Source organism: Bradyrhizobium sp. Bra64 (assembly GCF_024519875.1).
In the GTDB taxonomy this organism is placed as follows: Bacteria; Pseudomonadota; Alphaproteobacteria; order Rhizobiales; family Xanthobacteraceae; genus Bradyrhizobium; species Bradyrhizobium japonicum_G.
Genome location: NZ_JALJRD010000014.1, coordinates 49,112 through 72,984, shown reverse-complemented (window position 1 = coordinate 72,984; position 23,873 = coordinate 49,112). Strand labels below are relative to the sequence as shown.

The 23,873-nt window shown below is 64.1% G+C and carries 20 protein-coding genes and 1 pseudogene; 9 read left to right on the top strand and 12 right to left on the bottom strand.

What is annotated here, in order from left to right; genetic code table 11:
• Window positions 1-11: 11 nt before the first annotated feature.
• From NR187_RS29330 to NR187_RS29320, 3 genes and pseudogenes are all read right to left on the bottom strand, one after another.
• Window positions 12-806 (bottom strand): hypothetical protein, encoded by a 795-nt coding sequence (locus tag NR187_RS29330; protein ID WP_256808570.1) that lies wholly within the window; start codon window positions 804-806, stop codon window positions 12-14.
• Between the two features lie 176 nt (window positions 807-982).
• Window positions 983-1,492: an OsmC family protein gene (locus tag NR187_RS29325; RefSeq protein WP_211383995.1), complete on the bottom strand. Its 510-nt coding sequence runs from the start codon at window positions 1,490-1,492 to the stop codon at window positions 983-985.
• Between the two features lie 70 nt (window positions 1,493-1,562).
• A pseudogene (locus tag NR187_RS29320) lies at window positions 1,563-1,778 on the bottom strand (ABC transporter ATP-binding protein); the annotation flags it as partial.
• A 444-nt stretch (window positions 1,779-2,222) separates the two neighbouring features.
• On the opposite strand from NR187_RS29320, the gene NR187_RS29315 reads away from it, so the two are divergent.
• Window positions 2,223-5,012, top strand: a complete 2,790-nt coding sequence (locus NR187_RS29315) for a [protein-PII] uridylyltransferase (protein ID WP_211383994.1) — start codon at window positions 2,223-2,225, stop codon at window positions 5,010-5,012.
• A 12-nt stretch (window positions 5,013-5,024) separates the two neighbouring features.
• Here the strand turns inward: NR187_RS29315 and NR187_RS29310 are convergent, their stop codons facing one another.
• Window positions 5,025-5,555, bottom strand: a complete 531-nt coding sequence (locus NR187_RS29310) for a methylated-DNA--[protein]-cysteine S-methyltransferase (RefSeq protein ID WP_211383993.1) — start codon at window positions 5,553-5,555, stop codon at window positions 5,025-5,027.
• A gap of 39 nt (window positions 5,556-5,594) precedes the next feature.
• On the opposite strand from NR187_RS29310, the gene NR187_RS29305 reads away from it, so the two are divergent.
• The 3 genes from NR187_RS29305 (at window position 5,595) to NR187_RS29295 (ending at window position 8,811) form a co-directional block, all read left to right on the top strand.
• Window positions 5,595-6,011, top strand: coding sequence for a DUF1304 domain-containing protein (locus NR187_RS29305; RefSeq protein WP_249129073.1), 417 nt, complete (start codon window positions 5,595-5,597; stop codon window positions 6,009-6,011).
• A 135-nt stretch (window positions 6,012-6,146) separates the two neighbouring features.
• Window positions 6,147-7,388 (top strand): ABC transporter substrate-binding protein, encoded by a 1,242-nt coding sequence (locus NR187_RS29300; protein WP_211383991.1) that lies wholly within the window; start codon window positions 6,147-6,149, stop codon window positions 7,386-7,388.
• A 196-nt stretch (window positions 7,389-7,584) separates the two neighbouring features.
• Window positions 7,585-8,811 carry an ABC transporter substrate-binding protein gene (locus tag NR187_RS29295; protein ID WP_211383990.1) on the top strand — a complete coding sequence of 409 codons (1,227 nt, stop codon included), beginning with the start codon at window positions 7,585-7,587 and terminating at the stop codon, window positions 8,809-8,811.
• 211 nt (window positions 8,812-9,022) lie between these two features.
• Here the strand turns inward: NR187_RS29295 and NR187_RS29290 are convergent, their stop codons facing one another.
• Window positions 9,023-9,448 (bottom strand): DUF1330 domain-containing protein, encoded by a 426-nt coding sequence (locus NR187_RS29290; protein WP_211383989.1) that lies wholly within the window; start codon window positions 9,446-9,448, stop codon window positions 9,023-9,025.
• Between the two features lie 169 nt (window positions 9,449-9,617).
• On the opposite strand from NR187_RS29290, the gene NR187_RS29285 reads away from it, so the two are divergent.
• Entirely contained in the window at window positions 9,618-11,816 is a 2,199-nt protein-coding gene (locus NR187_RS29285) for a transglycosylase domain-containing protein (protein ID WP_211383988.1), read from the top strand.
• 197 nt (window positions 11,817-12,013) lie between these two features.
• On the opposite strand, the gene NR187_RS29280 is transcribed toward NR187_RS29285, so the two are convergent.
• The 4 genes from NR187_RS29280 to NR187_RS29265 all read right to left on the bottom strand — a co-directional run bounded on the left by NR187_RS29280 (window position 12,014) and on the right by NR187_RS29265 (window position 16,232).
• Window positions 12,014-12,853 (bottom strand): M48 family metallopeptidase, encoded by an 840-nt coding sequence (locus NR187_RS29280; RefSeq protein WP_211383987.1) that lies wholly within the window; start codon window positions 12,851-12,853, stop codon window positions 12,014-12,016.
• Between the two features lie 310 nt (window positions 12,854-13,163).
• Entirely contained in the window at window positions 13,164-14,492 is a 1,329-nt protein-coding gene (locus tag NR187_RS29275; RefSeq protein WP_256808565.1) for a polyhydroxyalkanoate depolymerase, read from the bottom strand.
• Window positions 14,493-14,613: 121 nt separating this feature from the next.
• Window positions 14,614-15,432 (bottom strand): ABC transporter permease, encoded by an 819-nt coding sequence (locus tag NR187_RS29270; RefSeq protein WP_256808564.1) that lies wholly within the window; start codon window positions 15,430-15,432, stop codon window positions 14,614-14,616.
• Window positions 15,429-16,232: an ABC transporter ATP-binding protein gene (locus NR187_RS29265; RefSeq protein ID WP_256808562.1), complete on the bottom strand. Its 804-nt coding sequence runs from the start codon at window positions 16,230-16,232 to the stop codon at window positions 15,429-15,431. The genes NR187_RS29270 and NR187_RS29265 overlap by 4 nt, the downstream gene beginning before the upstream one ends.
• Before the next feature lie 106 nt (window positions 16,233-16,338).
• On the opposite strand from NR187_RS29265, the gene NR187_RS29260 reads away from it, so the two are divergent.
• Together NR187_RS29260 and NR187_RS29255 are read left to right on the top strand one after the other, a co-directional pair.
• Window positions 16,339-17,661 (top strand): ActS/PrrB/RegB family redox-sensitive histidine kinase, encoded by a 1,323-nt coding sequence (locus NR187_RS29260; RefSeq protein ID WP_211383983.1) that lies wholly within the window; start codon window positions 16,339-16,341, stop codon window positions 17,659-17,661.
• Between the two features lie 103 nt (window positions 17,662-17,764).
• On the top strand, window positions 17,765-18,319 hold the full coding sequence (locus tag NR187_RS29255; RefSeq protein WP_008141807.1) for an ActR/PrrA/RegA family redox response regulator transcription factor: 555 nt from the start codon (window positions 17,765-17,767) through the stop codon (window positions 18,317-18,319).
• Between the two features lie 108 nt (window positions 18,320-18,427).
• Here NR187_RS29255 and NR187_RS29250 read toward each other — a convergent pair whose 3' ends face one another.
• The gene (locus tag NR187_RS29250; protein WP_256808559.1) at window positions 18,428-18,919 is read right to left on the bottom strand and encodes an MmcB family DNA repair protein; all 492 of its coding nucleotides are present in this window, start codon (window positions 18,917-18,919) and stop codon (window positions 18,428-18,430) included.
• A 126-nt stretch (window positions 18,920-19,045) separates the two neighbouring features.
• Here NR187_RS29250 and NR187_RS29245 point away from each other — a divergent pair, with 126 nt between their 5' ends.
• Window positions 19,046-20,743, top strand: a complete 1,698-nt coding sequence (locus NR187_RS29245; RefSeq protein ID WP_211383980.1) for an alpha-amylase family protein — start codon at window positions 19,046-19,048, stop codon at window positions 20,741-20,743.
• Window positions 20,744-20,854: 111 nt separating this feature from the next.
• On the opposite strand, the gene NR187_RS29240 is transcribed toward NR187_RS29245, so the two are convergent.
• The gene (locus NR187_RS29240) at window positions 20,855-22,453 is read right to left on the bottom strand and encodes an alpha-amylase family glycosyl hydrolase (protein WP_256808558.1); all 1,599 of its coding nucleotides are present in this window, start codon (window positions 22,451-22,453) and stop codon (window positions 20,855-20,857) included.
• Between the two features lie 185 nt (window positions 22,454-22,638).
• On the opposite strand from NR187_RS29240, the gene NR187_RS29235 reads away from it, so the two are divergent.
• Window positions 22,639-23,331, top strand: coding sequence for an MBL fold metallo-hydrolase (locus tag NR187_RS29235; protein WP_211383978.1), 693 nt, complete (start codon window positions 22,639-22,641; stop codon window positions 23,329-23,331).
• A 3-nt stretch (window positions 23,332-23,334) separates the two neighbouring features.
• Here NR187_RS29235 and NR187_RS29230 read toward each other — a convergent pair whose 3' ends face one another.
• Complete coding sequence (locus NR187_RS29230) at window positions 23,335-23,709, bottom strand: helix-turn-helix domain-containing protein (protein ID WP_211383977.1); 375 nt, start codon at window positions 23,707-23,709, stop codon at window positions 23,335-23,337.
• Window positions 23,710-23,873 lie beyond the last annotated feature (164 nt).

Below are 23,873 nucleotides of genomic sequence, written 5' to 3'. Positions count from 1 at the left end.
CACACCGAAGCTCACGCCAGCCGCTTCCTGCGCCCGTACCACCACAGCGTCAGATTCCACGCGATGCAGGTCGTGAGCGCGAGGCTGAGGCCGATCGCGGAGCCGAAATTGGCCGCGCCGACATGCACCACGGCGATCGCCATGCCGAATCCGAGCAGACCCCAGGCCGAATTGGCCAGCACAGCCGCCGTCGGCGGACCGCCGATGCGCGGATGCAGGATCACCATGATGCTGGAGAACACCACCGGATACAGCGCGATGATGCCGCTGATCCTGGGGCCGACCCAGCTCGACGTCGAGACCACGATGGCGACAAGGGTTGCAACCAGCGCAGCGCGCATCGGCACGTCATACCAGCGGCGCGTCACCAGCGGCATCTTCACGTGGCGATAGCCCGCCAGCAGCGGAATGCAGATGCCGAACGCGATGAAGTTCACGACCAGCCCGGCGATGAGCGACCAGTCGAACTGGCGGATGATTGAGGCCAGCACGATCCAGACCGCGAACGCGCTTCCGCAACTCACCACGACACTGTGCCGCTGCGCCAGCACGACATAGGTGAGGCACATGAAGATCGTCGCCGCATTGACCGGCAGGCTCGACAGCGCGCCCTGCGCGATGAAGGCGGCGTCATGGTCGAGCGCGAGGAAGACATAGGACGGGCCGGCCGAGATCGGCAGGGTCGCCACCAGCGCGCCGATCACCGGGCCCGAACGCTCGGTGATGACAGACGCCGTCACGACGAACGCGGCCGCGATCGCCATGCGCAGTAGAAGGAAGAGGATGAAGTGGGGGTCGGGGGACATGGGTGGCCGTGAACACCCTCCCCTGGAGGGGGAGGGTCGGCTCGCAGCGCGTCAGCGGTGCGAGACGGGGTGGGGTGATATCTCAACACGGGCAGTGTGCGACGTGGAGAGACCGTCACCCCACCCCGCTCGCGCTGCGCGCGATCGACCCTCCCCCTCCAGGGGAGGGTAAGAAGTCACATCCGCTGCATCGACACCGAGACCTTCGGGCCGTTCTTGATGGTCTGGTAGACCACGCAATAGCGTTCGGTGAGCTTGAGCAGCAGATCGAGCTTGTCCTGCGGAGCGTCGGTATCAACCTCGAAGCGCAGGCGGATCTCGGCGAAGCCGACCGGGGTCTCCTTGTCGATGCCGAGCGTGCCGCGAAAGTCGAGATCGCCCTCGGCATAGACGTTGCCGGTCTTGAGCGGCACCTCGATCGCAGTCGCAACCGATTTCAGCGTGACGCCGGCGCAGGCAACCAGCGCCTCGAGCAGCATGTCGCCGGAGCAGAGCTCGAGGCCGGAGCCGCCGGTGCCCGGATGCAATCCGGCCATCGCGATGGCGCGGCCGGTCTCGACCTTGCAGGCGATGCCTTCGCTGTCAGTCGACCCCTTTGCCTTCAGCGTGATCATCGCGGTCTTGGGATCGGTCTTGTAGCGTTCCTTGATCGGAGCCTGCATCTGGCGCAGTTCGGCGGCGTCCATCTTGTTCTCTCCCGGAAAATTCGTCTCTACGAAGTACCGGCTTGCGATGTACCGGCCCAGAGAGAAAATGTCACCACCACATGGCCTGACCGGGACCCTGGGTTGCGTCAAGGTCGGGCACGCTGCGGTCGAGTGACGTCAGCACACTTCGCTTGAAATTCTCGAACAGCGGCGAATTGCAGTCGCGCGGCCGGCCCAGATTGATCTCGATCCGGTCGAACAGCCGGCCCGGGCGGGGCCTCATCACCAGCACGCGGTCGGCCAGCACCACAGCCTCGTCGATGTCGCAGCGGATCAGCGCGGTCTTGCCGTCCGCGTGCTGAAGCAGCACCGGCGTGATGTCCTTCTCGCTCAGGCCTGCGCCCAGCAGCGCGCGCACCAGGAAGATGTGCGGATCGGCGCCGCGCGTCACCGCGACGCGCTCGCCCTTCAGATCGGCGATGCTTGCGGATTTCCTTGAGCGGATCCGCCGCCTTCGCCGCTTGGGTCACAGCAAGAGCCACCGCTCCCGCCAGCAGAATGCGTCGTACAATGTTTGTCCTGCCCAGCGCCATCTAAAACTTCATTGTTTTTCAAGGAGTTATACCTAGAGATCAAGGAGAAAATGCCGCCCTTCAAACCGGGTCGCCTGGGAACAACTTTGCCCGATGCCGGGCTTTTCAAGCATGGAACGACTATTGCCAGAGAATGGCGGGTGACAGCGCCTGCCGCCTCTTATATCCGGTGAAGCATGGACAGCGTCGCGACTGAGCAGAAGGCCGAGGTGGATGATCGCTTCGACACCGCGCGGATCACCGCCGCGGTCGATGCGCTTGCCGAAAGGCACCAGGGACGCGAGGACGCGTTCCGCACCGCCATGGCACAATTGCTCAAGGCCGAGCTGATCGCTGCGCGTGCCGCCGCACAGGCGATCCTGCTGAAGGACCGCCACGGCCGCCGCTGCGCAGAGCGGCTCTGCCACGTGCAGGACGAGATCATCCGCATCCTGTATTCGGCCGCGACCCGCCATCTCTACCGCTCGCCGATCCCGAGCGGCGCGGAGCGCATGGCGGTGGTCGCGACCGGCGGCTATGGCCGCGGCCTGATGGCTCCCGAGTCCGACATCGACCTGCTGTTCATCCTGCCCTACAAGCAGACCGCCTGGGGCGAGCAGGTCGCCGAAGCCATCCTCTATTGCCTCTGGGACATGGGGCTGAAGGTCGGGCACGCCACGCGTTCGGTCGACGAATCGATCCGCCAGGCGCGCGGCGACATGACCATCCGCACCGCGATCCTGGAGACGCGCTTCCTGACCGGCGACCAGCCGCTCTATGACGAACTGGTCGAGCGTTTCGACAAGGAAGTGGTCCAGGGCACCGCGTCCGAATTCGTCACGGCAAAGCTCGCCGAGCGCGAAGAACGTCACCGCCGCGGCGGCCAGTCGCGCTATCTGGTCGAACCCAACGTCAAGGACGGCAAGGGTGCCTTGCGCGACCTGCACACGCTGTTCTGGATCGCCAAATACGTCTATCGCGTCCGCGACACCGACGAGCTGGTCGAACGCGGCGTGTTCGACGCGCAGGAATACCGCACCTTCCGCCGCTGCGCCGACTTCCTCTGGTCGGTGCGCTGCAACCTGCACTTCTACTCCGGCCGCGCCGAAGAGCGCCTCTCCTTCGACCTCCAGCGCGAGATCGCGGTCCGGCTCGGCTACACCTCGCATCCCGGCATGCAGGACGTCGAGCGCTTCATGAAGCACTACTTCCTGGTCGCCAAGGAAGTCGGCAACCTCACCGCCATCCTCTGCGCCAAGCTCGAGGACCAGCAGGCCAAGCCCGCGCCGGTGCTGAGCCGGATGATGGCGCGGCTGCGCCCCACCCCCGTGAAACGGCGCGTCCCGGACAGCGACGACTTCATCGTCGACAACAACCGCATCAATGTCGCCGCGCCCGACGTGTTCAAGCACGACCCGGTCAACCTGATCCGCATCTTCCGCCTGGCGCAGAAGAACAACCTCGCCTTCCACCCGGACGCGATGCGTGACGTGACGCGCTCGCTCGGCCTGATCAACGCGCAGATGCGCGAAAACCCGGAAGCGAACCGGCTGTTCATGGAGATCCTGACCTCCGATAACGCCGAGATCGTGCTGCGGCGGATGAACGAGACCGGCGTGCTCGGCCATTTCATCCGCGCCTTCGGCAAGATCGTCTCGATGATGCAGTTCAACATGTATCATCACTACACCGTCGACGAGCATCTGATCCGCTGCATCGGCTTCCTCCAGGACATCGAGCGCGGCGGCATCGAGGAGTTCACGCTCGCCAGCGACCTCATGCGCAAGAGCCGGCCCGAGCACCGGTCGGTGATCTACATCGCGACGCTGCTGCACGACGTCGCCAAGGGACGGCCCGAGGATCACTCGATCGCCGGCGCCAAGGTGGCGCGGCGGCTGTGCCCCCGGCTCGGCTTCAGTCCGGCCGACACCGAGCTCGTGGCCTGGCTCATCGAGGAGCATCTGACGATGTCCACGGTCGCCCAGTCGCGCGACCTCTCCGACCGCAAGACCATCGAGAATTTCGCCGCCGTGGTGCAGTCGGTCGAGCAGATGAAGCTGCTGACGATCCTGACCACCGCCGACATCCGCGGCGTCGGTCCCGGCGTATGGAACGGCTGGAAGGCGCAGCTGCTGCGCTCACTCTATTACGAGACCGAGCCGGTGCTGACTGGCGGTTTCTCAGAAGTCGACCGCGGCAAGCGGCTGACAGCCGCGCACGCCGAATTCCGCATGGCCTTTGCCGAGTGGCCGCCGGAGGAGCTCGATGCCTATATCGGCCGCCATTATCCGGCCTACTGGCTCAAGGTCGAGCTGCCGCGCAAGATCCGCCACGCCCGCTTCGTCCGCTCCAGCGAGCAGGCCGGCCACAAGCTCGCGATCAATGTCGGCTTCGACGAGGTCCGCGGCGTCACCGAGCTGACCATCTTCGCCGCCGACCATCCCTGGCTGCTGTCGATCATCGCGGGCGCCTGCGCCTCGGCCGGCGCCAACATCGTCGACGCCCAGATCTACACCACGACCGACGGCCGCGCGCTCGACACGATCTCGATCTCCCGGGAATACGACCGCGACGAGGACGAGGGACGGCGCGCCACCCGCATCGGCGAGATGATCGAGGACGTGCTGGAAGGCAAGCTGCGCCTGCCCGAGGTGGTGGCACGGCGCACCGTGCGCAGCAAGGCGCGGCCGTTCGTGATCGAGCCGGAAGTGACCATCAACAACCAATGGTCCGACCGCTACACCGTGATCGAGGTCTCCGGGCTCGATCGCCCCGGCCTGCTCTACGAGCTGACCACGGCGATCTCCAAGCTGAACCTCAACATTGCCTCGGCCCATGTCGCCACCTTCGGCGAGCGTGCCCGCGACGTGTTCTACGTCACCGACCTCCTCGGCGCGCAGATCAACGCGCCGACCCGCCAGGCCGCGATCAAGAGCGCGCTGACCCATGTGATGGCGGGCGAGAAGCCGGTTCAGCCGGCGGCGTGAGCACGCCGAGACCTAAACCTCCACCCCTTCATGCCGCAGCAGCCAGCGCTTGCGTGCGAGGCCGCCGCCGTATTTCACCAGCGAACCGTCCGCGCCGATCAGGCGGTGACAGGGCAGCACCACGCTGATCGGGTTGGAGCCGTTGGCATGGCCAACGGCACGTATGGCCTTGGGCATGTCGATCTCTGCGGCGAGCGCACCGTAGCTCATCGTTGTGCCGGCAGGTATTTTCGTCAGCGCGGTCCAGACCTTCTGCTGGAACGGCGTGCCGGCAATGCGCCATGCGATGCCTGAGAGCTGGTCGAGATCGCCGTCGAAATAGCGCGACAGCGCAGTCCGCATGGCCGCCGGCGCGGACCGGTCACTCAGATCCACCGTACCGTAGTGCAGGCGCAAAAGCTCGCGCATGCGGTGCTCATAATCCTCCCAGTCGAGCGCGCGCAAGGAGCCGTCAGTATCGGTGACGAGCAGCGCGATCCCGATCGGCGTCGGCAGGCGATCGATGCCGAAGCTTGCAGACAGTTTGCTTGATCGCGCGGCCATTGCGGCACCATTGCATCGGAACATGCCATCGCACTTGCCATGCCGGCCGTGCTAACGTCCACCCGAAAGCTGACGCTTTTGGGGGAGCTCAACTTGATCTGGATCGCCAATGTTTTGGTGGCGCTGGTCGCCGCACTGCACATCTTCTTCCTGATCCTGGAGATGTTTCTCTGGGACCAGCCGCTGGGCCTGAAGGTCTTTCGCAACACGCCGGAGAAGGCCGAGATCACGAAAGTGCTGGCCGCCAACCAGGGGCTCTATAACGGCTTCCTGGCCGCCGGCCTGATCTTTGGCCTCGTCCACGGCAATCCGGCCTTCGCATTCCAGATCAAGGCATTCTTCCTGCTCTGCGTGATCGTGGCCGGCGCTTACGGCGCGGCGACCGTCAGCACGCGCATCCTGATGGTGCAGGCGCTGCCGGCGGCGGTCGCCCTGGTTGCATTGTTTCTCGCCTGAGACGCTACGGCGCAGTGCCGCGATCCTTGCGCGGCGGCGAACGTTCCTCCACACTCTTCGGCAGCGATGGCGACCGTTGCAATCAACGGGAAAAGACCATCGACCGGAAAATTCCGTCAGGAGGAACAACCCCACATGAGCAATCGCACAGCTTTTATAGCTACGACGGCGGCGCTCGCCTTCGCGTTCACCGCCAGCCAAGGCTTCGTAAGCCAGGCCCTCGCCCAGAAGAAATACGACACCGGCGCGAGCGACACCGAGATCAAGATCGGCCAGACCGTGCCGTTCTCCGGCGCCTACTCCGTCTACGCCAATATCGGCAAGACCCAGGCGGCCTACTTCAAGATGATCAACGATCAGGGCGGCATCAACGGCCGCAAGATCAATCTGATCCAGTATGACGATGCCTATTCGCCGCCGAAGACCGTCGAGCAGGTGCGCAAGCTCGTCGAAGGCGACGAGGTCCTCTTCACCTTCCAGATCATCGGCACCGCGGCCAACGCCGCCGTGCAAAAATATCTCAACGGCAAGAAGGTCCCGCAGCTGCTGGCCTCGACCGGCGCCGCGCGCTTCAACGATCCCCAGAACTATCCCTGGACCATTGCCTATAATCCCAACTACGTGTCCGAGGGACGCATCTACGCCAAGTACATTCTCAAGGAGCATCCGAACGCCAAGATCGGCGTGCTCTACCAGAACGACGACATGGGCCGCGATTATCTCGCTGGCCTCAAGAGCGGCCTCGGCGACAAGGCCGCCAGCATGATCGTCGGCGAAGTCTCCTACGAGGTCACCGATCCGACGGTAGACTCGCAGGTGGTCAAGCTGAAGTCGCTGGGGGCTGATCTTTTCTACGATGCCTCGACGCCGAAATTCGCGGCGCAGGCCATCAAGAAGGTCGCCGAGCTCGGCTGGAACCCGGTGCATATCCTCGACATCAATGCGAGCCCGATCTCGGCGACGCTGAAGCCGGCCGGCCTCGACATCTCCAAGGGCATCATCTCGACCCAGTACGGCAAGGAGCCAGGCGATCCCCAGTGGAAGGACGATCCGGGCGTGAAGGCCTTCTTCGCCTTCATGGACAAGTATTTCCCCGAAGGCGACAAGCTCAACACGGTCAATACCTATGCCTATTCGGTCGCCGAGCTGCTGACGCAGGTTCTGAAGCAATGCGGCGACGACCTGTCGCGTGAAAACGTGATGAAGCAGGTCGCCAACATCAAGGACTTCACCCCGAGCTTTGCGCTCCCCGGCATCAAGATCAACACCGGACCGAACGACTACCGCGTCAACAAGCAGATGCAGATGATGAAGTTCAACGGCGAACGCTGGGAGCTGTTCGGACCGATCATCGAGGATGCGGGACCCTCGGGTTAGCCTCCCTTAGCGGGGTGGGTTGCACCGGCGGACTACCCCTCGCGTAGCCGCGGGCGCACCCCACCCTACGAACTGCGGGCGCGTCCCCGCCTTGCGTTGCAGCAACGCCTCCTCCACAATCGCCCTCAGCGATGACATCAGGTGCGCAGGAGTGCTCGGATCGATCATCGGCGATAACAAATTGAGGAAATTGCGAATGAGGAACGGTATTCTGCATCTGGCCACGGCAACGGCGCTGACCCTGGCGCTGTCGGTCTCAGCGGCCAATGCCCAGAAGAAGTATGATCCGGGCGCGAGCGACACCGAAATCAAGATCGGTCAGACCAACCCGTTCAGCGGCCCCGCCTCCGCTTACGCCACGATCGGCAAGACGCAGGCCGCCTACTTCAAGATGATCAACGATCAGGGCGGCATCAACGGCCGCAAGATCAACCTGATCCAGTACGACGACGCCTATTCGCCACCGAAGGCCGTGGAACAGGTGCGCAAGCTCGTCGAGAGCGACGAGGTGCTGCTCACCTTCCAGCTTCTCGGCACCCCGTCGAACGCTGCCGTGCAGAAATATCTCAACGCCAAGAAGGTACCGCAACTCTTCGCGGCCACCGGCGCCTCGAAGTTCACGGACCCAAAGAACTTCCCATGGACGATGGGCTTCAATCCCAACTACTTCGTCGAAGGCCGCATCTACGGCCAGTATATCATCAAGAACCATCCGAACGCCAAAGTCGGCGTTCTCTACCAGAATGACGATCTTGGAAAAGACTATCTGAACGGCATCAAGGCCGGGCTTGGTGACAAGGCCTCCAGCATGATCGTTGCGGAAGCCTCATACGAGGTCTCCGATCCCACCGTCGATTCGCAGATCCTCAAGATCAAGTCGGCGGGTGCCGATTTGTTCTTCAGCGCCACGACGCCGAAACAGGCCGCGCAGGCGATCAAGAAGATCGCCGAGCTCGACTGGCATCCCGTGCACATTCTCGACATCAACGCCACTTCGGTCGGCGCCGTGATGAAGCCCGCAGGACTTGAAGCCTCCAAGGGAGTGATCAGCGTCAACTATGGCAAGGATCCGCTCGATCCAAGCTGGAAGAACGATCCGGGCATGAAGAAATATTTCGAGTTCATGGCCAAGTACTATCCGGACGGCGACAAGGACTCGAGCTTCAACAGCTACGGCTACTCGACCTCGCAGTTGATGGCTTACGTGCTCCAGAAATGCGGCGACGACCTAACCCGCGAAAACGTCATGAAGGTCGCCACCAGCCTGAAGGACGTGGAGCTCGACCTGTCCCTGCCCGGCATCAAAGCCAACACCTCGCCGACCGACTACCGCGTCAACAAGCAGCTTCAGATGATGAAGTTCAACGGCGAGCGCTGGGAGCTGTTCGGCCCGATCATGGAGGACGCAGGCCCGGCAGGTTAGCGGTTGTGCGAATTCTGAATTGCGATCGGCGGCCTGCGGGCCGCCGATTTTTTGGCGTCGCCCAGTCCATCACCGTCAGCCTGAGGTGGCCGCTTCTTCAGCGGCCCTCGAAGGGCGACGGCCCGGCTGGCAGCTTGGCCGTGCATCCTTCAAGGCTCGCAAGAGCTCGCATCTCAGGATGACTGGGAGAGATCGTCGCTTTGGGCGACGTCTACTCCGGTATTTCCCCAAAATTCTTCCCCACCGGCAGCACCGCGTGCCGGATCAGGCGCGAGTCCTCCACGGCCGCCTGCCTGTGCTTCACTGCTTCGCGATAGACGGGATCGCGGATCATTTCGACGAACGCACTGACGCTTGGGTATTCGGCGATGAAGCAATGGTCCCAGCGCTCCTCTTGCGGGCCGATCAGCATCAGCTCGAATTTGCCCTGCCAGACGATGCGGCCGCCGAGGCGCTCGAACACCGGGCCGCTCTCGCGGCCATAGGCCGCATAGGCTTCCGCGCCGCTCGCCTTGCGACCGTCGGGATAGGCCGCCTCGCTGCGCAGGCGCACCAGATTGAGCATGTGGATCGGACCGGGGCGGTCGTTGTCCCGGAACTGCGCGAAGATTTCCTTGGTCGGATCGATGTGGCCCATGCCGGTGTTCCCTCTTGTTTTATGACGGCGATCCTAGCTCCAGCCTCGAAGAGGCGGAACTGCGGCCAGCGAATGCCGCACCTCCTAATCGCGCGTTAACGTCCGGGTAACCGGGCCTTAAACAGCGACCGCTAGCGTGCGGCAGGGCGGGCTGACCGGGCGTTTGCGTATGGGGTTGGGAAAGAAAAAGGGTGGGCGGAAGGAGCCGCTGTTCGGCTTGCCCGCGGCGCTCTCCGATCTGCGCCTGAGCGCGGCGGACCGCATCCCCGGCGGCGACGACAAGCCGAAGAAATCAGCCAAATCGTCCGCCAAGCGCAAGAGCGAGGATTCCGGCGACGAGCCGCCGCGGAAGGCCCCGGCCCGCAGCGGCGCCAAGCGGCGATCCAAATCGCGCATCGGCGCCGGTCTCGGCCGCCTGGTCTATTGGGGCGCGGTGCTGAGCCTGTGGGGCGTGATCGCCGTGATCGGTGTCGTGATCTATGTCGGCGCCCATCTGCCGCCGATCCAGTCGCTCGAAATCCCCAAACGGCCGCCGACGATCCAGATCGTCGGCATGGACGGCAGCCTGCTGGCGCAGCGCGGCGAGATGGCCGGCGCCAACGTCTCGCTGAAGGACCTGCCGCCCTATCTGCCGAAGGCGTTCATCGCCATCGAGGATCGCCGCTTCTACTCGCATTTCGGCATCGACCCGGTCGGCATCCTACGCGCGCTGGTCACCAACGTGCTCCATCGCGGCGTGTCGCAGGGCGGCTCGACGCTGACGCAGCAGCTCGCCAAGAATCTGTTCCTGACCCAGGAACGCACCATGGCGCGCAAGCTGCAGGAGGCGGAGCTTGCGATCTGGCTGGAGCGCAAGCATTCCAAGAACGAGATTCTCGAGCTCTACCTCAACCGCGTCTATTTCGGCTCCGGCGCCTATGGCGTCGAGGCCGCCGCGCAGCGCTATTTCGGCAAGCCGGCCAAGAACGTCACGATTGCCGAGGCCGCGATGCTGGCCGGCCTCGTCAAGTCGCCCTCGCGGCTCGCGCCGAACCGCAATCCGGAGGGCGCCGAAGCGCGCGCGCAGATCGTGCTCGCGGCGATGGCGGACGCCAAGTTCATCACCGAAGCACAGGCGCAGGCCTCGATCGGCCAGCCCTCCTACAACGTGAAGCCGGTCGGCGCCGGCACGATCAACTACGTCGCCGACTGGATCGGCGAGGTGCTGGACGATCTCGTCGGCCAGATCGACGAGAGCATCAAGGTCGAGACCACGATCGATCCGAAGCTGCAAAGCGTGGCGGAAGCCGCCATCATCGACGAACTCGCGGCCAAGAGCGTCAAGTTCAATGTCAGCCAGGGTGCCCTGGTGGCGATGACGCCCGACGGTGCGGTGCGCGCCATGGTCGGCGGGCGGAACTATTCCGAGAGCCAGTACAATCGCGCGGTGACGGCCAAGCGCCAGCCGGGCTCCTCGTTCAAGCCGTTCGTCTATCTGACCGCGCTCGAGCAAGGTCTGACGCCGGACACGGTTCGCCAGGACGCCCCGATCGAGGTCAAGGGCTGGAAGCCCGAGAACTACACCCATGAATATTTCGGCGCGGTGACGCTGACGCAGGCGCTGGCGATGTCGCTCAACACGGTCGCCATCCGCCTCGGCCTCGAGGTCGGGCCGAAGAACGTGGTGCGCACCGCGCACCGGCTCGGCATCTCCTCGAAACTCGAGCCCAACGCCTCGATCGCGCTCGGCACCTCCGAGGTCTCCGTGGTCGAACTGGTCGGCGCCTATGCGCCGTTCGCCAATGGCGGCCTCGCGGTGGCGCCGCATGTCGTCACGCGGATCAGGACGCTCGGCGGCAAGCTGCTCTACATGCGCCAGCCCGATGAGCGCAACCAGGTGATCGAGCCGCGCTATGTCGGCATGATGAACGCGATGATGCGCGAGACCTTGATCAGCGGCACCGCCAAGAAGGCCGAGATCCCCGGCTGGCCGGCCGCCGGCAAGACCGGCACCAGCCAGGATTACCGCGACGCCTGGTTCATCGGCTACACCGCCAACCTCGTCACCGGCGTCTGGCTCGGCAATGACGACAATTCGCCGACCAAGAAGGCAACCGGCGGCGGCCTGCCGGTCGAAGTCTGGTCGCGCTTCATGAAAGCGGCGCACGAGGGTGTGCCGGTAGCGAACTTGCCGAGCTCACCCGGTGGCTGGGGCCTGTCGAACCTCGCGCAGGCCGCCTCGCAGGTGTCGCCGCCAACAGCGGCCGCAACAGCTCCGGCAAGCAATGGCGGCTATCGCCCGCCGCCCACGCGCGCCAATGTGCGGCCGGAGGCGTCGGCAGGACTTGATGGCTGGCTGATGGACCGGCTGTTCGGCGGCAACAGATAGCTTCCGCCTGAGGCCTTGGTGGCCTCAAGACAAAACCGCGAAAACAACCCCATGCACAGTAGCCAGTGATTGCCGGCGTGATGCGCGCTGAATCCATCGAAGGGTTTGATGCGGCGGATCAATCAGGCGCCGTGACGCAAAGCGCTGGCATCGCCGCATTTTCCGTTGTCTTCGCCCGTGAGGCTGGCAACGGAAGCCTAATCCTCGGCCCCGTAGCGGTGCAGGTCGTTGCCGTGGGTATCGAGCCACTTCTTGGCACGCTCCATCGACGGACACACCTTGCCACACACGCGCCAGAACCGCGCCGAGTGGTTCATCTCGACGAGATGGGCGACCTCGTGGGCGGCGAGATAGTCGAGCACGAACGGCGGCGCGAGGATCAGGCGCCAGGAGAACGACAACGAGCCGGCCGAGGTGCAGGAGCCCCAGCGGCTGGACTGATCGCGGATCGAGAGCCGCTTCACCTTGACGCCGAGTTCCGCGGCATAGGCTTCCGCCGAGCGCTGGAGATCGCGGCGCGCCTCGCGCTTGAGGAAGTCGCTGACGCGGCGATCGACATGTTCGACGCCGCCGGCAACGCAGAGAATGCGTTCCCCGCTATCGCGCACCTCGGTCCACACCGTGCCGCGGGTGCCGGCGCGATGCACGATGCGGTGGGAAACGCCGCGAAGCGGTATCACCGTGCCAGGCTGAAACGGCGCGGCCTTCGGCAAACGGCCGAGACGCGCCGCGATCCACGCGCCGTGACGCTGCGCGAAATCCTTGGCTTCGGCCAGCGTGCCGCGCGGCGGCATGGTGAGGATGGCTTCGCGATCGCTCGGATGAATTCTGAGCGTGTAACGGCGCGCGCGGCGATGCCGCCGCAGCCTGATCGCGAAATATTGCGATCCATGGGGGATGAGGAGGGTCTTGGGTTCGTGGGGCCGCCGATAGAGGAGCGCGCGAGTGGCCATGTCTGTCAGTCCGGGGGGCAGGAGTGCGCCCGGATTCTGCCATAACCGCCGCCAGGGAAAGCGCTCGGCGCAAAAACAAATCATTTGCCCAATATACAGGGGTCTGGCGTCCGGGAGACCCTACAGACTGGGGTTGGAACCAGCTTTTTTCGCCCCCTCCGGACGCATGCGGCACCCCCAAGAGGTGAGGGAGGACTCACTCCTATAAAGCTACCTAAATACCGCGAATCTGGCGGGAACCTGGCCTGTCGGAACCTCCGACAGGGCGACGATTTTCAGCGGGAAAGCCGAAAAACGCGCCCAGAGCCGTTCCGATGGAATCGGAACGGCTCTGGATTCCTATCTTGACGCGTTTTCTTTACGCGAACCGGACGCCACTTCGCTCGAAAACGCTCTATTCGGCCGCGAGAGCCTGCAACGAGCTCGGATTCGCAGCCGAGACCATGAAGTCATGGATGCGCGGCACGATTTCCGACTTGAAACGCGAGCCGTTGAACACGCCGTAATGTCCGACGCCCTTCTGCACGTAATGAACGCGGCGGTGATCGGGGATCGAGCTGCACAATGTGTGCGTCGCTTCGGTCTGACCGAGCCCGGAGATGTCGTCGTTCTCGCCTTCGACCGTCATCAGAGCCACGCGCGTGACCTTCGAGGGATCGACGCGTGTTCCACGATGGGTCATCTCGCCCTTCGGCAGCGAGTGCTTCACGAACACGGTGTCGACCGTCTGCAGGTAATACTCGGCGGAGAGGTCCATCACCGCGAGATACTCGTCGTAGAAGTCGCGATGCTTGTCGGCGAGGTCGCCGTCGCCTTTCACCAGATGGGCGAAGAGCTGCTTGTGGGCGTCCATATGGCGGTCGAGATTCATGCTGATGAAGCCGTTCAGCTGCAGGAATCCCGGATAGACGTCGCGCATCATGCCAGGATGCGGGAACGGCACCTTGGTGATGACGTGATTGCGGAACCAGTCGATGCCGCGCTCCTGTGCGAGGTCGTTCACCCCGGTCGGATTGCGGCGGGGGTCGATCGGCCCGCCCATCAACGTCATCGACGTCGGCACGAACGGATCGCGCTGCGCTTCCATGATCGAGACGGCAGCGACGACGGGCACGGAAGGCTGGCACACCGCCAGCACATGCGTATTGCCGCCGAGGACGTGCAGCATCTCGATGACGTAGTCGATGTAGTCGTCGAGATCGAAGCGGCCGTCGCTGAGCGGCACCATGCGGGCATCGGCCCAATCGGTGATGTAGACCTCATGCGCCGGCAGGAAAGCCTCGACCGTGCCGCGCAAGAGCGTCGCATAATGGCCGGACATCGGCGCGACGATCAGCACGCGCGGCTGCGGGCTGCGCAAGGGACGGGTGAACTTGCGATCGAAATAGAGCAGCCGGCAGAACGGCTTTTCCCAGACCGAGCGGACCTCGACGGGAACGCGGATGCCGTTGACCTCGGTGTCGTTGAGACCCCATTCCGGCTTGCCGTAGCGGCGCGTGGTGCGTTCGAACAATTCGCAGGCTGCGGCAACCGATTTGCCGACCTCGGTGCGCGCCCACGGATTCAGCGGATTCTGAAACAGCAGCTTGGTCGCGTCGGTGACTGCACGGGCCGGATTGAGAGAGGCGTGCGCCATCTCGTACATCCAGTACATCGGCGTCGTCAGGATCGGACTGCCCTCTGCAGCCAGGGGCGGGGCGCCGCCAAACTCACCAATAGGCATCGCTATATCCTTCTTCGCATCGCAGCATACTGCCGAATGCGTAATATTGCGTCAATGCATGGTTCCGTACATTTACGTGGTGATGACAGTTAAACCAGCCTGAATCCACGAGAAAGTGACGTTATTCGCCGCCTGACAGCAGCGACCCTTGCTTCCTGGCGCTGCGCAAAAGGGCAAGGAATGCCCCAAAAGATGCAACCAGCAGCACCGCGTTGATGGCCAACGCACTCAACATCAGATCGGTCCTGAAGGCGTTTTGGATCAGCAACGCGCGCATGCCTTCGAACACGTAGGTCGGCGGCAGCGTCCAGGCGACATATTGCAGCCAGACCGGCAGCACGCTGACGGGATAGTAGACGCAAGCGAGCGGCATGATCCCGAACATCAAGGTCCAGACGATGCTCTCGGCGCCGAGGCCGTTTCGCAGCACCAGGCCGGATACGAAGATGCCGACCGACCAGCTCGTGAAGATCAGATTGCAGAAGAACGCGATCAGCGGCAGGCCGAGCGCATAAACGTTGAAATGAAACAGGAACAGCGCGAGCAGCGTCATCGGGATGACGCCGATCGCGAGCCGGATCAGGCTCATGATCATCAGCGACAGCAGAAACTCGATGGGCTTGAGCGGGCTCATCATGAGATTGCCGAGGTTGCGCGCCCACATCTCCTCCAGGAACGAGATCGAGAAGCCGAGCTGGCCGCGGAACAGGATGTCCCAGAGGATGACGGCGCCGATCAGGGTGCCGCCGGCGCGCGCGAAGAAATTGGCGTTCTGGGCGATGTAGAGCTGGAGGAAGCCCCAGGTGATCACCTGCAGCGCCGGCCAGTACAGCAGTTCCAGCAGCCGCGGCCACGATGACAGCAGGAGGTACCAATAGCGCAGGATCATCGCACCGATGCGCTGCAAGGAGATGCCGCGATGGAGGGAGGCCTGGTTCATCGCGCCGTCTCCTGAACCCCGTTCACCCGGCCGCGCGCGACGTCGAGGAACACCTCCTCCAGCGTGGTGCGATTGTAGCGGGCCATGATGGCTTCGGGCGTGTCATCGTCCTCGATGCGGCCGCGCTTCATGATGATGACGCGGTCGCAGAGCCGCTCGACCTCGAGCATGTTGTGCGAGGCCAGCAGGATGGTGGCGTTGTTCGCCTTGCGGTAGCGCTCCAGATGGCTGCGGACCCAATCGGCCGTGTCGGGATCGAGCGAGGCGGTCGGCTCGTCCAGCAACAGCAGCTCGGGCTGGTTGATCAGCGCCTTGGCGAGCGCGACGCGGGTCTTTTGCCCTGCGGAGAGCTTGCCGTTGGCGCGGTCGATGAAATCGGTGAGGTCGAGATCGGCGGCGAGCGTCGCGATGCGGTCGGACAGGTTCTTCACCGCATAGAGCTTGCCGAACACGGTGAGGTTCTGCCGCACCGTGAGCCGCATCGGCATGTCGACATAGGGGCTCTCGAAATTCATCCGCCCCAGCACGGCCGCGCTCTCCTCGGGCATGCGATGCCCCAGCACCTGCACGCGGCCGGAGGTCGGCAGCACCAGGCCCATGATCATCGCGATGGTCGTGGTCTTGCCGGCGCCGTTTCCGCCCAAAAGCCCGGTGATGCTGCCGCGCGGAAGCGAAAACGAGATATCGTCGACGGCGCGCGTCTGCTTGTAGACCTTGACGAGGTGATCGACCGCAATGGCCGCAGAGGAGCTGCGCTCCGCGACAGTCGGCGGACTTGAAGCTTTGTCGTTCCCGGTCATGCTGGGCGTTCTTCTGCTATTGCAGCTGATAGCGCAAGGCTTGTAATCCGGGTGGTTCCGCGAGCCCCGCGTTTGTGACCGAGAAGGCACCGCCACATTGGCCGACATGACCGAAATTGCCGCCTCCGACTTTCGCCCTTCGCAGAGGCATATCCGCCTGGACACGATCCTGCGGTTGCGCTGGCTGGCGGTGCTCGGGCAGCTCGCCGCGATCTTCATCGTGGCGCAGGGGCTGGAGTTCAACGTCGAGATCGTCCCCTGCGTCAGCATCATCGCCCTGTCGGCCGCGCTCAATCTGGCACTGCAAACCGTTTCCAATCCGATGCAGCGGCTGGAGCCGATGCAGGCGGCCGGACTGCTCGCGCTGAACATCGTGGAGCTGGCCGGCCTGCTGTTCTTCACCGGCGGGCTGCAGAACCCGTTCTCGTTCCTGTTTCTCGCACCCGTGCTGATCTCGGCCACCGCGCTGCCGGCCCGCTTCACCTTCGGCCTCGGCGTGCTCGCCGTGGCCTGCGCTTCCGCCCTGTTCTTCTTCCATCTGCCGCTGCCCTGGGATTCCGACGATCCGCTGGTGCTGCCGCCGATCTATCTCGTCGGCGTCTGGCTCTCGATCGTGCTCGCGATCGGCGTCACCAGCCTTTATTCGTTCCAGGTGACCGAGGAGGCGCGCAAGCTTGCGGACGCGCTGGCGGCGACCGAGCTGGTGCTGACGCGCGAGCAGCATCTGACCCAGCTCGACGGCCTGGCCGCGGCGGCCGCGCACGAGCTCGGCACGCCGCTCGCGACCATCTTCCTGATCTCGCGCGAGCTGCAAAACACGGTGAAGGACCCGGTCTTTGCCGCCGACCTGAAAACCTTGCGCGAGCAGACGCAACGCTGCCGCGACATCTTGAGCAAGATCACCCAGCTTTCCTCCACCGGCGCGCCGTTCGACCGCATGAAGCTGTCGGAGCTGATCGAGGAAGTGGTGGCGCCGCATCGCGATTTCGGCGTCGACATCAAGGTGCGGATCGCGGTCGCAATCGTGGCCGAGCCGGTCGGCTCGCGCAATCCGGCGATCCTCTACGGCGTCGGCAACATCGTCGAGAACGCGGTCGATTTCGCCCGCACCACAGTCGAGGTGAATGCATGGTGGAACAAGGACACGATCGAGCTCGTGATCTCCGACGACGGCCCCGGCATTCCGCCGGATATCCTTAACCGGATCGGCGAGCCCTATCTGTCGCGGCGGCGCAACCTGGACGACGGCGGCGGCGAGCGGCGCGGCCTCGGGCTTGGCGTGTTCATCGCACGCACCTTGCTCGAACGCACCGGCGCCAAGGTCTCGTTTACCAACCGGACCTTTCCGGAACACGGCGCCGTGGTCCAGATCAGTTGGCCGCGAGAGCGTTTTGAGGCTATCGAGACCTTCGAGGAAACAATAGGATAGGCCGCGACCTTGCGTCGCACGGGCGGGCCGATCGACTATTGGCGGCCTTGGCACCGCCCGATTGCGACGCCATATGTAGATGTGCAGGACAAAGGACAACACCTTGAACGCCATCGCCGAACTGAACGAACAGACCGACCGCTCGCTTCTCATCGTGGAGGACGACAAGCCGTTCCTTGAGCGGCTGTCGCGTGCCATGGAGACGCGCGGCTTTGCGGTGACGTCGTGCGACACGGTTTCCGATGGTCTTGCGCAAATCGGCAAGGCCGCGCCCGCATTCGCCGTAGTGGATCTGCGGCTCGGCGACGGCAACGGCCTCGACGTGGTCTCGGCGCTGAAGAAGAAGCGTCCCGACGCCCGCGCGATCGTGCTGACCGGTTACGGCAACATCGCCACCGCCGTCACGGCGGTGAAGATGGGCGCGATCGATTATCTCTCCAAGCCCGCGGACGCCGACGACGTCGTCGCCGCGCTGCTGTCGACGAGCGCGGAGAAATCCGAGCTGCCGACCAATCCGATGTCCGCCGACCGCGTCCGCTGGGAGCACATTCAGCGCATCTACGAGATGTGCAACCGCAACGTCTCGGAAACGGCACGCCGGCTCAACATGCACCGCCGGACGCTGCAGCGAATTCTGGCGAAGCGCGCACCGCGGTAACGGTCTCGCAGGGTGGGCAAAGGCGCGTAGCGCCGTGCCCACCACCTCTGCTTCCATCTCGAGCGGCTTGAATGGTGGGCGCGCTTTCGCTTTGCCCACACTACGACTTCATTCCCAAAAATCCGCATGCCCTTGCGGATCGACCAGGCGGTTGATCCGCAACGCTGCCGCCATCGCGAAACGCACGGTCATCTGCTTGCGCGTGGCCGCAGCGATCTTGTGCTCGGGCGCCTCGCACTGCATGTGCGCGCCATAGGGGTCGGCGATGATCAGGCCGGTGCCTTCAGGAAAGATCTCGCACGGCAGGTCCTGCGTGAAGGCAAAGAACAGCCGATCGCAATGGGCGCGGTACTCGTGCCATTTCTGGTCCGCGCGCAGATCCTCGACCGACGACTTGATCTCGACGATCCAGATCTCGCCGCGCTCGTTGAGCGCCACGAGATCGGCGCGCCGGCCCGACGGCAGCGGCAATTCGCTGATGCAGGAGAAGCCGAGCGAGCGCAGCAACCGTGCCGTGCCGCGCGCGATCGCCAGCGCCGTCTCGGACTGACGGCGATCCGGCGGCGGCACCAGGGCGATGTTACGGGCGGGGTTGTCCATGGGGCAAGTTTAGCCGATTCCATCCACCGTGTCGTCCCGGCCCTCGCCGGGGCGGGAACCTCCCTCCTTCCTCGCACTTATCACGCAGCCGCCGCACCTCGGCGGGGACCATCGAGGCTGCGGCGCATGATCGACGATCTCTGGTACAAGAACGGCGTGATCTATTGCCTGTCCGTCGGCACCTACATGGATGCCGACGGCGACGGCGTCGGTGACTTCAAGGGGTTGCTGCGCCGGCTCGACTATCTGCACGGGCTCGGCATCACCACGATCTGGCTGATGCCGTTCCAGAATTCGCCGGGCCGCGACGACGGCTACGACATCGCCGACTATTACAGCGTCGATCCCCGCTACGGCACGCTCGGCGATTTCGTCGAGTTCGCCCACGGCTGCAAGCAGCGCGGCATCCGAATCATCATCGACCTCGTCGTCAACCACACCTCCGACCAGCATCACTGGTTCAAGGAGGCGCGGCGCGACAGGAACTCGCCCTATCGCGACTGGTATGTATGGTCGGACAAGAAGCCGGCCAACGCCAACAAGGGCATGGTGTTTCCCGGCGTGCAGAAATCGACCTGGACGCGCGACAAGGAAGCGGGTGCGTATTATTTTCACCGCTTCTACGACTTCCAGCCCGACCTCAACACCTCGAACCCGCACGTGCAGGCCGAGATCCTCAAGATCATGGGCTTCTGGATCCAGCTCGGCGTCTCCGGCTTCCGCATGGACGCCGTGCCGTTCGTGATCGCGACCAAGGGCGCCAAGGTGAAGAAGCCGGTCGAGCAATACGACATGCTGCGCGCGTTCCGCGAATTCCTGCAATGGCGGAAGGGCGACGCCATCATCCTCGCCGAGGCCAACGTGCTGCCGGAAACCGACATGGAATATTTCGGCCGCGATGGCGACCGCATGCACATGATGTTCAACTTCCACGTCAACCAGCATCTGTTCTATGCGTTGGCGTCCGGCGACGCGCGACCGCTGGCGAAGGCGCTGAAGGCGACCAAGCCGCGGCCGGCCGCCGCGCAATGGGGCCTGTTCCTGCGCAATCATGACGAGCTCGATCTCGGGCGGTTGACCAAGGCGCAGCGCGATCTCGTCTTCAAGCGCTTCGGCCCCGACAAGGACATGCAGCTCTACGACCGCGGCATTCGCCGCCGCTTCGCGCCGATGATCGGCGGGGACCGCAGGCGGCTCGAGCTCGCCTACAGCCTGATGTGCACGCTGCCGGGAACGCCCGTGATCCGCTACGGCGACGAGATCGCGATGGGCGATGATCTGTCGCTGCCCGAACGCAATTGCGCGCGCACGCCGATGCAATGGTCGACCGAGCCCCACGGCGGCTTCACCAAGAGCGACAAGCCGGCATGCCCCGTCATCGACAAGGGCCCCTACGGCTACCAGCACGTCAATGTCGCCAAGCAGCGTCGCGATCCCAATTCCATGCTGAACTGGACCGAGCGCATCGTCCGTATGCGCAAGGAGGTACCGGAGATCGGCTGGGGCGATTTCGCGATCATCGCGACGCGCGATCCCGCCGTGTTCATCATGCGCTACGACTGGCGCAACAACTCCGTGCTGTTCGTGCACAATCTCGGCGACAAGCCGCGCGAGATCGCGTTCTCGGCGGGGCTGCCTGGTGATGCCGGCGCGCACCTCATCAACCTGCTCGCGGAGGACCACAGCCACGCCGACAAGCGCGGCCAGCATCGCGTCGTGCTGGAGCCTTACGGCTATCGCTGGTATCGCGTCGGCGGGCTGGATTATCTGCTGAAGCGGAGTGATATCGACGAGAATAGTGCGGGCAACAAGCATCCGGGATAATTTCGAGATGCTGGAGTTTGCTCCGCTGCTTCCACGATCGTCATTGCGAGCGCAGCGAAGCAATGACGGGGAGATGGCGGCGGCTACCGCTCTGATTTTGCGGGACGACCGCTAGGGCGGCGCCACGATCACACCCTCATTGCCGCGCAGATCCAGTACGCCTTCGAGCTTCTCGCCTTCGCGGTCCAGAAACGTCGACAGCAGGATCTCGCTGCCGAAACGGATCGCGCTGGTAGTCACCGCGATCGGTTCGGGGCCGAGATTGAGCGCCACGATGACCGCCCTGCCCGCGGCCTCGCGGCGATAGACCAGGAGATCGCCTTGCGCCGCGATCGGATGATAGTCGCCCGAAACCAGCGGCGGAGAGGCCTTTCGCAGCGCGATCAGGCGCTTGTACAGGCCGAGGAGCGAGCGCGCATCGGCTTCGAAATTGACGACGTTCTCGCGGATATGATCCTCGGGCAGCGGCAGCCACGGCCTGACCTCCGAGAAGCCGGCGAAGTTGGAGGAATCCCACTGCATCGGCGTGCGGCAGCCGTCGCGCCCGACGCCGATGCCGGGGACGTTCTTCTCGAAGGGATCGCGCACGTCCGCAGGCGCGAGTGCGAGCTGGTGCATGCCGATCTCGTCGCCGTAATAGAGCGTCGGCGTGCCGCGCAACGTCAGCAACAGCATGGCGGCGACGCGGGCCTGCTCCGGGCCGACGCGGCTGGCGACGCGCGGCCGGTCGTGATTGCCGAGCACCCAGTTCGGCCAGGCGCCTCTCGGCAGCGCCTTCTCGTAATCCTCGATGATCTTCTCGATCGAGCGCGCGCTCCAGAACGTCGAGAGCAGCGCGAAATTGAACGGCATCTGCGCGCCGGTGAGGTCGTTGCCGTAATAGGCCACCAGCCGGTGCAGCGGCAGATAGATCTCGCCGATCAGCACGCGGGCGCGATACGCGTCGGTGACGCGCCGCATCTGCGCGATCACATCATGCACCTCCGCCTGGTCGGTGGAATATTGCGTCAGGATCCTTTCGTTCGGCGGCCGGCCCTCGACGTAATGCGGGTTTGGCGGATTGTCGCGGAATTCGGCGTCCTTGATCAGGTGCCAGATCACGTCGACGCGAAAGCCGTCGACGCCCTTTTCCAGCCAGAACCGCATCACATCGTAGATCGCGGCGCGGACGTCCGGATTGCGCCAGTTGAGGTCCGGCTGCTGGGCGAGGAAGGCGTGGTAGTAATATTGACCCGTCGTCTCGTCGAACTGCCACGCGCTGCCGCCGAACTCGGACACCCAGTTGTTGGGCGCACCGCCGCCCGGCGCCGGGTCGCGCCACACGTACCAGTCGCGCTTGGGGTTGTCGCGCGAGGAGCGGCTCTCGACGAACCAGGGATGCTGGTCCGAGGTGTGGTTCGGCACGAGATCGAGGATCAGCTTCAGGCCGCTGTCGTGCACGGCGCCGAGCAGCGCATCGAAATCCGCCATCGTGCCGAACAGCGGCTCGATGCCGGTATAGTCGGAGATGTCGTAGCCGAAATCGGCCATCGGCGAGGGAAAGATCGGCGACAGCCAGATCGCATCGACGCCGAGAGACTTCACATAAGGCAGCCGCTGGAGGATGCCGGCGAGATCGCCGACGCCGTCACCATTCGAGTCCTGAAACGAGCGCGGATAGACCTGATAGAAAATGCCGTCGCGCCACCAATTGTCATCGCCCTGAGCCATGCCGGAAAACCCACCCGAAAATCTGACTTGATCATCTTGCCTGCGCGAGAGAACGCGTGAGCAGCGCCGCGGGTTCAAACCAGCGGGCGAATTGGGACGGCCGTGTGACGGCCGGGGCGGCTGTTCCCGGTCCGGGCCACGAATCTTTTGCTTGGCCATAGGCCAAAAATCGGCATTGTGGCGCCATGACCGAGCAAAATGACACCCAAAAATCCTCGCAAGAGTCCTCGCAAGCCAAGGCCGGCGCGATCATCGTCCCCGTGACGCTGTTCGAGCAGAACTGCACCATCATCTGGGACGAGCCTTCCAAGAAGGCCGTGGTGATCGATCCCGGCGGGGACGTGCCGAAGATTCTGGAGGCGATCAAGCAGACCGGCGTCACCGTGGAGAAGATCTGGCTGACCCACGGCCATATCGACCATGTCGGCGGTGCAGCCGAATTGCGCGACGCGCTGAAGGTGCCGATCGAGGGCCCGCATGAAGCGGACAAGTTCCTGCTCGACAACGTGGTCGAGAGCGGCGCGCGCTTCGGCATGACCGGTGTGCGCAATTTCGCGCCGGACCGCTGGCTGGCGGAAGGCGACAGCGTGGCGATCGGCGGCCTGACGTTCGACATTTTTCACTGCCCCGGCCACTCTCCCGGCAGCGTGGTGTTCTTCAACAAGGACTTGCGTTTCGCCCACGTCGGCGACGTCCTGTTCGCAGGCTCGGTCGGCCGCACCGATCTGCCGGGCGGCAGTCACGCCACGCTGATCAACTCGATTCTGACCAAGCTGTTGCCGCTCGGCGACGACGTCGGCTTCATCTGCGGCCACGGCGCCGGCTCGAGCATCGGCCAGGAGCGGATGACCAATCCGTTCATCACCGGCGAGATGTAAGCGTTACTCGGCGGCGTCCACGAGCGCCGCGGATTCGCCGAGGTTACGATCGCCCCATTGCCGGATCGCGGCGACGACCGGGACGAAACTCTTGCCCTTGCGCGTGAGGCGATACTCGACCTTCGGCGGCACTTCGCCAAAATCCTTGCGGTCGATCAGGCCGCTCTCGGTCAGCGCCTTCAATTCGCGGCTGAGCACGCGCGGGGTGATCTCTGCGCTGCCTTCCATGCCACGCAGCAGGCCGCTTCTGATCTCGCCGTAGCGGCGCGGGCCGTCCTTGAGGTCCCAGACGATGCGCAGCTTGTACTTGCCGCTGATCATTTTTTGAAACGCCGCGACCGGACAGCTGCGCGCCGGAGCCGCTCTCGCCTTCGCCATGTCGTCTCCTCCCTGCGCCAGCCTTGTCCGCCAGCCTTGCCCTTGCAGCCTTGTCTTTCCAGCCTTGCCGCCGAGGATAGGAGCGACGCCGAAAAAGTCCATACTATCAATTTTGTCCATACTTGCAGGATCGCATCCAGCGCGCAGATGATGACGCACAATGC